Genomic DNA, 9,105 nt, shown 5'->3' with positions numbered 1-9,105 from the left:
CAGGGCTCGGGCTGGGGCGTGCTCGCGTTCGACCCGCTCGGGCAACGACTGCACGTGCTGCAACTGTGGGACCAGCAGGCCAACGTGCCGGTCGGCCTCACCCCGATCGTCATGCTCGACATGTGGGAGCACGCCTTCTACCTGCAGTACGAGAACGTCAAGCCCGACTACGTGAAGGCCTGGTGGAACGTCGTGAACTGGGCCGACGCGGCCGAGCGGTTCGCCGCGGCCCGCGGCTGACGGCGGTGGACGTGCGGGCCCGGCCGTCGACGTCGAGGTCGTGCTGATCCGGTCGGAGGCGGGGTCTCCGCACCGCCACACCTCGTCGTGGGCACCCGGCACCTTCCGGTCCGCACCGCCACGGGCCGACTCGCCCCGCCGGCGGAACGGTCAGGACTCGAGCGCGCGGCGCCACAGCGTCGCGGTCGCGGCGTCGAAGGCGACCAGGATGCAGTGCTCGACAGCGGTGTCCGCCTCGCGCAGCGCGTCCACGCTGATCCGGCAGGCCTCCGCCGCCGGGTAGCCGTACGCACCGGTCGACAGCGACGGGAACGCGACGCTGGTCGCCGCCACCGTGTCGCACAGTTCCAGGCTTGCGCGGTAGGCGCGGGCCAGCAGCTCCGCGGCCGGCTCGTCGATGCCGTACCGGGGACCGACGGCGTGCACGACGTGGCGCACCGGCGGCGGGATGTCGAACGCCGGGGTGATGACCGCGCCGGCCGGCGGGCACGGGGCCAGCGGGCGCAGGGCCCGCAGCAGCTCCGGACCCGCGGCGCGGTGGATCGCGCCGTCCACCCCTCCCCCGCCCGCGAGCCTGCTGTTGGCGGCCGTGACCAGCACGTCGGCCCGGACACCGGTGATGTCCCCGATCGTCACGTCGATGAGCACCCGTGCACTCTGCCGCACACCGCCGGTCCCCGCGGGACCTGAGCCACCTACGCGCCGGGCGGACGCCCGATCCCGGCCGCCATCCCCGGTGCCCTGAGTCCTGGGTCCCCCGTCAGCAGGCAGACGGAATGGGCGCTGACCGCGATGACGGCGTAGGCGGCCGACGGCATCGTTGGGCCTGCACCCGTTGCCGAGGAGACATCATGCCGGGGCCTCCGCTGCCGTGAGGAGAACCAGTGCCCCTCAACGGACGGACCGTCGCCGGGCTGACCGTCCCCCCGGGGCCGGGAGGCCGCGCGAGTGACCGATCTGGTCAGCCTCGGAGACGAAGGGAACAAGCATGTGGAGCAAGCGGGACGACATGGTCGTCCACGACAAGGAGCCGTTCAACGCCGAGCCGCCGCCCGGCGCTCTGGCCGGTCGGCCGCTGACCCCGGTCGAGGCCTTCTACAGCCGCAACCACGGGTCGTTTCCCGACCTCGCCCCGGCTACCTGGCAGCTGCGCGTCGACGGGCTGGTCGACCGCGGCCTGGTGCTGTCCCTCGCCGACCTGCACCAGCGGTTCAGCCCCCGCACCGAGGTCGCCACGCTCGTCTGCGCGGGCAACCGGCGCGCCGAGCTGATGGCCGTCCGGGACATCCCCGGTCAGGTGCCGTGGGGCCCGGCGACCATCTCCACGGCCGAATGGACCGGGGTGAGCCTCGCCGACGTGCTCGCCGCGGCCGGACCCGCCCCCGGTGCGGCGCACGTCGCCTTCCTCGCCCCGGACATCTCACCGGCCGTGGACCAGCCCTACGGCAGCTCCATCCCGCTGACGAAAGCCTGCTCGGGCGAGGTGCTGCTGGCCTGGGAGATGAACGGCGAACCGCTGCCCCCCGTGCACGGCGGCCCGGTCCGGGTGGTGGTGCCCGGCTACATCGGGGCTCGCAGCGTCAAGTGGGTGCAGCAGGTCACCGTCCAGGCCGAGCCGTCGGACAACTACTTCCAGGCGGAGGACTACCGGCTGCTGCCGCCCGACGCCGAGCCTGCCCCGGGCCGCGGCATCTCGCTCGGGCCGCTGGTCCTGACCTCCGCGATCCTCTCCCCCGACGACGGCTCCCGCGTGGCCGCCGGTCCGACCGAGGTCGCCGGCTACGCTCTCGCCGGCGAGGGCCGCAGCATCGCCCGCGTCGACGTCTCCCTCGACGGAGGGCGGACCTGGGTCCAGGCCGCCGTCGAGGACCCGCCCAGCCCGTGGGCGTGGCAGCTCTGGCGCACCACCGTGGTCCTGCCGGCCGGCCCCGCGGAGATCACCGCCCGGGCCTGGGACGACACCGGCGCCACGCAGCCCGACTCCCCCGCCAGCGTCTGGAACCCCAGCGGCTACGACAACACCTCCCGGCCCTGCATCCGGCTCGACGTCCGCTGATGGGCGCGCAAGCGCGCGGGCGGGAGAAGGCGACCGGTCGTGCCGCCGGCTCCGACCCCGACTACCGCTTCACCCTGGCCAACGAGCGGACGTTCCTGGCTTGGTTCCGCACCGCCCTCGCCTTGATCGCCGGTGGCGTGGCCGTCGTCCAGCTGGTCCCGGCGCTCGCCCTCCCGGGCGCCCGGCACTGGCCGGGAATCCTCCTGACGGTGGCGGGCGGTGGGCTCGCGTCGGCAGCCGTCCTCCGCTGGTGGCGGGTGCAGGCGGCGATGCGGTGCGAGCAGGACCTGCCCCCGACCCGGGTGCCGGTGCTCCTGGGCCTCGGACTGGCCGCCGTCACGGCCTTCCTCGTCGTCCTCCTCTCCGGGCGGTCGGCGTGAGGGCTTCCGCCGGACAGCGGCCGCCTGCGGATCGACCGGGTGCTCAGGGCGAGCGGACGCGGCTGGCCTGGGAGCGCAGCGCCCTGAGTCCGCTGGCGACGGCCGGGCTGCTGCTGTTCAAGCACGTCGGCCCGCCGTTCGGCCGGGTCCTGCTGGTCGCGGCCGACATCCTGCTCGCCGTCGTCGTCCTCTGGGCCGGGCGCCGGCGGGATCGTCGGATCTGCTCCCTGCGTACCGACACGAGTGCGCGGACCACCGTCTCCGACGCCGGCCGGGAGGTCGTGGGCGCCGGGGTGGCGGCCACCGCCATCGCGCTGGGGACGGCGGTCTTCATCGCCTGGGCCTGACGGCGGCAGCACCGCAGGCGGCGACCGTTGCCGGAGCTCCGGGGAGGCGAGAACGGTGGGGCGCTGTCAACACGTCCAGGCGTCGAAGGCCCGCAGCGGCTTCCCCGGCGGGCTCGCGCCGTGGTAGACGAGCGGTTCGAGGCGGATCCCGGCACGGGCCTCGTTGCGGGTGCCCAGCCAGAGGTCGATGAACTGGTAGGCCTGCCCGCGCAAGGTCACCACGGTCCGGCTCTGGCCGCCGCAGGAGGTCGCGGAGATGCCGCGGCGGCCGAGCGGCGTCGCGCCCAGGGCGGGGTCGGTGTTCTTCGGTGCCGTCCAGGCGGCGTCGAGCGCCGGGGCGGTGGCGTAGCTCGTGGGGGCGCCCGCGCAGTAGCCGCAGTTCGGGTCGGTGTAGGTCATGATCCACGTGCCCGTGGCGGGGTCACGGTAGGCGCCGGGCGCCTCGGTGCGCGTCAGCCCGGCCAGGTTGTGCCTGCCCCCGCCGGTGCCGCCGGTGCCCGTGGCGGTGAGGCGCTCCGAGGACAGCGTCTGGTCGGGCATCGTGCACAGCATCATCGGCGGCCGCGGGGCGTCGAGCACCAGGGAGAAGTCGCCGTTGCCGGTGCAGTCCGACAGCGACGGCTTGATCACCGCGCGGCCCGTGCCGCCGCACGGGCCCATGGGCCCGGCGCACACCATGGCGTAGTAGGCGTTGGCCCGTGAGCGCGTGTAGTCCGCCGGGGCGTTGAACCACAGGATCCACGCGCCGTCGTCGGTGCCCCACCCCGAACGTTGGATCATCCGCGGGTTGAAGCAGCCCGCCTTCGAGTCGCCGCAGTCCCGCTGCCAGGTCATCTTGGCGGACGGGCTGACGCCGGACGGCGCGAACAGCCGCACCGGCTTCGACCACGGACCGGCCGGGGCACGCGCGATGGCCACCCCGAAACCGCACCAGGGCGACGCGAGGCCCCACTGGTAGCCGCAGCCGTACATGGTGCCGTAGAGGTAGTAGACGCCGCCGGACTGCAGCATCATGCCGTCGTGCAGGTCCACCCCGGTGATCGTCACGCCGGTGGCCGTCGCGGCGGCAGGGGCCGGCGTGGCTGCAGGGGGCGGCGTGGCGGCACCTGCCGCGGGCGCGGCCAGCACGGACGCCAGGAGCAGGCACGCCAGCCAGCCGGCGACACCGGCTGTCACGCGCATCCGCATCGCCATCCCTGCACCCTGGCAGCATCGACCCCTCGACAGGCGGAGTCCACCTGATCGAGGGGTGACCGCAGCCTGTCAGCCCACGATCCGCAGGTCCGCGACGAGGTCGCCGCGCAGCGCGAAGGCGTAGGTGAGGTGGGCGATCCCGCCGGGGAAGTCGCCCTCCACCGTCACCGTGACCCGGTACCCGTCCGGGCCGGCGGGCTCGCTGCCGGTGATCGTCGTCGTGTAGGTGAAGCGGCCGACCAGGTCCCGGCGCCACCCGGCGATCTCCGCACGGCCGCGGTACGTGCGGCCCTCGTCGAGCACGGTGCCGTCCTCGGTGAAGCACTCGGCGCAGGCCTGCGGGTCCTGGGCCTCGGCGGCGGCCAGGTAGCGCGCGATGACGGCGGGCTGGGTGGTGGTCATGGTGATCTCCTCGTGGTCGGTGGGGCGGTCGCCGCCCCGCACCCCACCGACGCTCGGCCCTCCCCCGGGGGGAGGGTCAAGCCCGCGACCAGTACCCGCCGTCCGGGAAGCGGAACTCGGCCACCGACGCCGCGCGCATCTCCGTGGAGTAGCCCGGGCGCGACGGCAGGACGTACGCGGCGTCCTTCACGACGCACGGGTCGGTGAAGTGCTCGTGCAGGTGGTCGACGTACTCGGCGACGCGGCCCTGTCTGCTCCCCGAGACCGCGACGTGGTCGAGCACCGAGACGTGCTGCACCATCTCGCACAGCCCCACCCCGCCCGCGTGCGGACAGACCGGCACGCCGAACCGGGCGGCCAGCAGCAGCACCGCGACGATCTCGTTGATGCTGGCCAGCCGGCCCGTGTCGAGCTGCAGGTAGTCGATCGCGTCCGCCTGCAGGAACTGCTTGAACATCACACGGTTGTGGGCGTGCTCGCCGGTGGCCACGCCGATCGGGGCCACCGCCCTGCGCACCGCGGCGTGGCCCAGCACGTCGTCCGGGCTGGTCGGCTCCTCGATCCAGAGCAGGTCGAAGTCGGCGAGGCCGCGCACCCACTCGATCGCGGTACCGACGTCCCAGACCTGGTTGGCGTCGATCATCAGGTGCCGGTCGGGGCCGAGGATCTCCCGCGCGATCCCACAGCGTCGGCGGTCGGCGGCGATGTCGCGGCCGACCTTGAGCTTGATGTGGGTGAACCCGTCGTCGACGGCCTCGCGGCACAGCCGGGCCAGCTTCTCGTCGCTGTAACCGAGCCAGCCGGGAGAGGTCGTGTAGCAGGGGTACCCGGTGGTCGCGAGCTCCGCGATCCGCTCCTGCTTGCCTGCCTCCTTGTCCCGCAGCATGCCGATCGCCTCGTCGCGGGTGAGGACGTCGGACAGGTAGCGCAGGTCGGCGACGTCCACGAGCTGCTCGGGGGTCATGTCGGCCAGCAGCCGCCACAGCGGCAGCCCCGCCGCCCGCGCGACGAGATCCCACGCCGCGTTCAGCACCGCGGCGAGCGACAGGTGCACCACGCCCTTCTCCGGCCCGAGCCACCGCAGCTGCGAGTCGGCCGTCAGGTCGCGCTGGAGCCCGCCCATGTCTGCGGCGATCGTCGCGACGTCCCGCCCGATCAGCGTCTGCACCTGCTGGCGGGCCGCGGCGACGCAGAGGTCGTTGCCCCGGCCGAGCGTGAACGTCAGCCCGAAACCGGACAGCGCCTCGTCGTCGGTGCGCAGCACGACGTAGGTGGCGGAGTAGTCGCCGTCGGCGTTCATGGCGTCGGACCCGTCCCTGGTCAGGGACGTGGGGAAGCGGACGTCCTCGACGTCGGCGCGGGTGATGACGGGCATGCGGTGGCCTTTCGGTCCTGACCCTCGTCAGCGGGTGAGCTCGGCGAGCAGCCCGCGGACGCGGGCGTCGATGTCGTCGCGGATGGGCCGGATCTCCGCGGCGCTGCGGCCCGCGGGGTCGGTGAGCTGCCAGTCGAGGTAGCGCTTGCCGGGGAAGACGGGGCAGGCGTCGCCGCAGCCCATGGTGACGACGACGTCGGCGGCCTCGACGGCGTCGGTGGTGAGCTTCTTCGGGAACTCCTGCGCCAGGTCGATCCCGATCTCGGCCATGACCTCGCGGACGACGGGGTTGACCTGGTCGGCGGGTTCGGAGCCAGCAGACGTGACGCGGACGGCGCCGGCGGCGTGGTGGTGCAGGAGAGCGGCGGCCATCTGCGAGCGGCCGGCGTTGTGCACGCAGACGAACAGGACCTCGGGCACGGCGCTCACGCGGCACACCCCGTCCAGCGGCGGCGCAGGGCCAGCGAGACGTAGACGAGCGCGACCAGGACGGGCACCTCGATGAGCGGCCCGACCACCCCGGCCAGCGCCTGCCCGGACGTGACCCCGAACGTCGCGATCGCGACGGCGATGGCGAGCTCGAAGTTGTTGCCCGCCGCGGTGAACGCGAGCGTCGTCGTGCGCTCGTAGGACAGCCCGATGGCCTTCCCGAACGCGTACGAACCCGCCCACATGATCGCGAAGTAGGCCAGTAGCGGCAGCGCGATCCGGGCGACGTCGAGCGGCTGCGACGTGATCGCGTCGCCCTGCAGCGCGAACAGCACGATGATCGTGAACAGCAGCCCGTAGAGCGCGAACGGGCCGATCACCGGCAGGAACCGCTCCTCGTACCACCCGCGGCCCTTGGCCTTCTCCCCGAAGCGGCGGGTGAGGAACCCGGCGACGAGCGGCACACCCAGGAAGATCAGCACCGACACCGCGATCTGCCACGGCGAGACGGCCAGGTCGGTCTGCGGCAGGCCCAGCCAGCCGGGGAGGACGTCGAGGTAGAACCAGCCCAGCGCCGCGAACGCGACCACCTGGAACACCGAGTTCACGGCCACCAGCACCGCCGCGGCCTCACGGTCACCGCAGGCCAGGTCGTTCCAGATGATGACCATGGCGATGCAGCGGGCCAGCCCGACGACGATCAGCCCGGTGCGGTACTCGGGCAGGTCGGGCAGCAGCAGCCAGGCCAGGGTGAACATCAACACCGGCCCGATGACCCAGTTGAGGATCAGCGACGACACGAGCAGCCGCCGGTCGCCCGTGACGGTGTCGAGCCGGTCGTAGCGCACCTTCGCCAGCACCGGGTACATCATGATCAGCAGCCCGAGCGCGATCGGCAGCGAGACGCCGTCGACGGAGATCGCGTCGAGCGCGGCGCCGAGGCCGGGGACCAACCGGCCTGCGAGCAGGCCGACGACCATCGCCGCGATGATCCAGACGGGCAGGAAACGGTCCAGCGTGGACAGCCGCCGGACGACGGGCGCGTCGGCCTCGGTGGAGACGGTCACGCGGACACCTCCTCGGCGACGAGGACGTCGGAGAGCAGCCGGATGCGCTCGGGAACGGCACGGTAGTAGATCCAGGTCCCACGGCGCTCGCTGGTGACCAGGCCGGCCTCGCGCAGCACCTTCAGGTGGTGGCTGATCGTGGGCCCGGACAGCTGAAACGGCGCCGAGAGGTCGCAGACGCACGCCTCCCCGCCGTCGTGCGCGGCGATCAGCGACAGCAGCCGCAGCCGCACCGGGTCACCGAGCGCCTTGAACGCCACAGCCAGATCGGCGGCCTCCTCGGCGCTCAGGGCCTCGCGGGTCTGCACCGACGTGCACAACGGGAGCTGTTTCAACACCCGTCTATCTTGATAGCTGTCGATACAGCCGCGCAAGTCCCGCAGCCGTCGAGTCAGCTCCGCGGGACGCTGCCCGCTGCGAGCAGCGCGGCGACGACCGCGACCCCGGCCAGCAGGAGGAACACCCGGGGGTAGCCGCCGAGCGGGCCGGCCAGAGCGGCGCCCGCCCACGGCGCCACGGCGGTGGCGAGCATCGCCGGCGCGGAGACGATCCCGTTGAGCCGGCCGTAGTGCGCGGCGCCCCAGCGGTCGGTGACCGCGGTGGCCTGCAACAGGGTGAAGATCCCGCGCACGGCACCGGCCAGCATCGCCGCGGCGATCAGCAGTCCGGCCGGGCCCGGCACGAGTGCGAGCAGCGCGGTGGTCGCCGCGGAGAGACCGAGCACCAGCACGGCACGGGCGCGGACGCGCGCCATCGCGGCCAGGCGACCGTAGCCGAGCCTGCCCAGCACCTGCCCGAGCCCGCCGAGGCCCAGCGCCCACGCCGCCGCGGACGTCGACAGGCCGCGCTCGGTCAGCAGCGGCACCTGGTTGACCACGACGGCGAACGCGGTGAACGATCCGCCCGCGATCGCGACGACGAGGAGCAGGAACGCCCGGCTCCGCACCACGTGGTCCGGACCGGCGCGTTCACCGGGCCGCGGAGCCTCGGCGGCCGGCCACCGCCCGCGCAGACCGAGCAGGTGCGCCGGGACCGTGACGGCAGCCAGCACGAGCCCGAGGACGAGGTAGGTGCCCCGCCACCCCAGGGGGCCGAGCAGCGCGGCGGTCAGCGGAGCGAAGATCGTGCTGGCCAGGCCCGCCAGCAGCGTCACCGCCGTCAGGGCGACGATGCGGCGCGGCCCCCACCAGCGGGTCAGCGCCGCGAACGCCGGCGGGTAGAGCGTGCCGGCCATCGCCACCCCGGCCAGCAGCCACGCGCCGGCGAACACCGGGAAGGTCGGCGCCCAGGCGATGCCGGCGAGCGCGGGCACGGCGAGCGCCGAGCCCGCCGTCATGACCCTGCGCGGGCCGATCCGGTCCAGCCACCGTCCCGCCGGGACGCCGACCAGTGCCGAGACCACCAGCCCGGCCGAGAACGCGGCGGTGACCGCGGGGACCGACCACCCGGTGTCCGCGGCGATCGACGGCGCGAGCACCGGGAACGCGTAGTAGAGGACGCCCCAGCTGATGATCTCCGTGAGGCAGAGGACCGCGAGCACGCGACGGAGCCCGGCGGCGGTCAGCACTCCGGGCTCCGCACACACATCGGCATGATCGGTCATCCTGCGTCGCGC

The 9,105-nt window shown here is 73.7% G+C and carries 12 protein-coding genes; 4 read left to right on the top strand and 8 right to left on the bottom strand.

Annotation, left to right across the window (positions count from 1 at the left end; translation table 11 throughout):
- A partial coding sequence (locus JWR81_RS11595; RefSeq protein WP_297650403.1) for a superoxide dismutase occupies nucleotides 1-240 on the top strand: 240 nt, incomplete at its 5' end.
- Nucleotides 241-390: 150 nt separating this feature from the next.
- Here the strand turns inward: JWR81_RS11595 and JWR81_RS11590 are convergent.
- Nucleotides 391-888, bottom strand: a complete 498-nt coding sequence (locus tag JWR81_RS11590; RefSeq protein WP_297650401.1) for a macro domain-containing protein — start codon at nucleotides 886-888, stop codon at nucleotides 391-393.
- 340 nt (nucleotides 889-1,228) lie between these two features.
- Between JWR81_RS11590 and JWR81_RS11585 the strand changes: the two genes are divergently transcribed.
- From JWR81_RS11585 to JWR81_RS11575, 3 genes are read left to right on the top strand one after another with little or no spacing between them, the layout of a single operon-like run.
- Nucleotides 1,229-2,296, top strand: a complete 1,068-nt coding sequence (locus JWR81_RS11585; RefSeq protein ID WP_297650399.1) for a sulfite oxidase — start codon at nucleotides 1,229-1,231, stop codon at nucleotides 2,294-2,296.
- Nucleotides 2,296-2,676, top strand: a complete 381-nt coding sequence (locus tag JWR81_RS11580) for a DUF202 domain-containing protein (protein ID WP_297650397.1) — start codon at nucleotides 2,296-2,298, stop codon at nucleotides 2,674-2,676. The genes JWR81_RS11585 and JWR81_RS11580 overlap by 1 nt, the downstream gene beginning before the upstream one ends.
- Complete coding sequence (locus JWR81_RS11575; protein ID WP_297650395.1) at nucleotides 2,673-3,023, top strand: DUF202 domain-containing protein; 351 nt, start codon at nucleotides 2,673-2,675, stop codon at nucleotides 3,021-3,023. The genes JWR81_RS11580 and JWR81_RS11575 overlap by 4 nt, the downstream gene beginning before the upstream one ends.
- A gap of 66 nt (nucleotides 3,024-3,089) precedes the next feature.
- Here the strand turns inward: JWR81_RS11575 and JWR81_RS11570 are convergent, their stop codons facing one another.
- The 7 genes from JWR81_RS11570 to JWR81_RS11540 form a co-directional block, all read right to left on the bottom strand.
- Nucleotides 3,090-4,217 carry a hypothetical protein gene (locus tag JWR81_RS11570; RefSeq protein ID WP_297650393.1) on the bottom strand — a complete coding sequence of 376 codons (1,128 nt, stop codon included), beginning with the start codon at nucleotides 4,215-4,217 and terminating at the stop codon, nucleotides 3,090-3,092.
- Between the two features lie 69 nt (nucleotides 4,218-4,286).
- Entirely contained in the window at nucleotides 4,287-4,619 is a 333-nt protein-coding gene (locus JWR81_RS11565) for a nuclear transport factor 2 family protein (protein WP_297650391.1), read from the bottom strand.
- Nucleotides 4,620-4,695: 76 nt separating this feature from the next.
- Nucleotides 4,696-5,994, bottom strand: coding sequence for an enolase C-terminal domain-like protein (locus JWR81_RS11560; RefSeq protein ID WP_297650389.1), 1,299 nt, complete (start codon nucleotides 5,992-5,994; stop codon nucleotides 4,696-4,698).
- Nucleotides 5,995-6,021: 27 nt separating this feature from the next.
- The gene (locus tag JWR81_RS11555) at nucleotides 6,022-6,366 is read right to left on the bottom strand and encodes an arsenate reductase ArsC (RefSeq protein ID WP_297650407.1); all 345 of its coding nucleotides are present in this window, start codon (nucleotides 6,364-6,366) and stop codon (nucleotides 6,022-6,024) included.
- 53 nt (nucleotides 6,367-6,419) lie between these two features.
- Entirely contained in the window at nucleotides 6,420-7,490 is a 1,071-nt protein-coding gene (arsB, locus tag JWR81_RS11550; RefSeq protein WP_297650387.1) for an ACR3 family arsenite efflux transporter, read from the bottom strand.
- Nucleotides 7,487-7,828: a helix-turn-helix transcriptional regulator gene (locus JWR81_RS11545; protein WP_297650385.1), complete on the bottom strand. Its 342-nt coding sequence runs from the start codon at nucleotides 7,826-7,828 to the stop codon at nucleotides 7,487-7,489. The genes arsB and JWR81_RS11545 overlap by 4 nt, the downstream gene beginning before the upstream one ends.
- 53 nt (nucleotides 7,829-7,881) lie before the next feature.
- Nucleotides 7,882-9,093, bottom strand: a complete 1,212-nt coding sequence (locus JWR81_RS11540; RefSeq protein ID WP_297650383.1) for an MFS transporter — start codon at nucleotides 9,091-9,093, stop codon at nucleotides 7,882-7,884.
- Between the last annotated feature and the right edge of the window lie 12 nt (nucleotides 9,094-9,105).

This window comes from Pseudonocardia sp., from assembly GCF_025965585.1.
GTDB lineage: Bacteria > Actinomycetota > Actinomycetes > Mycobacteriales > Pseudonocardiaceae > Pseudonocardia.
Note: the sequence above shows the minus strand (reverse complement) of the source record. Positions and strands in the feature narration are given on the sequence as shown.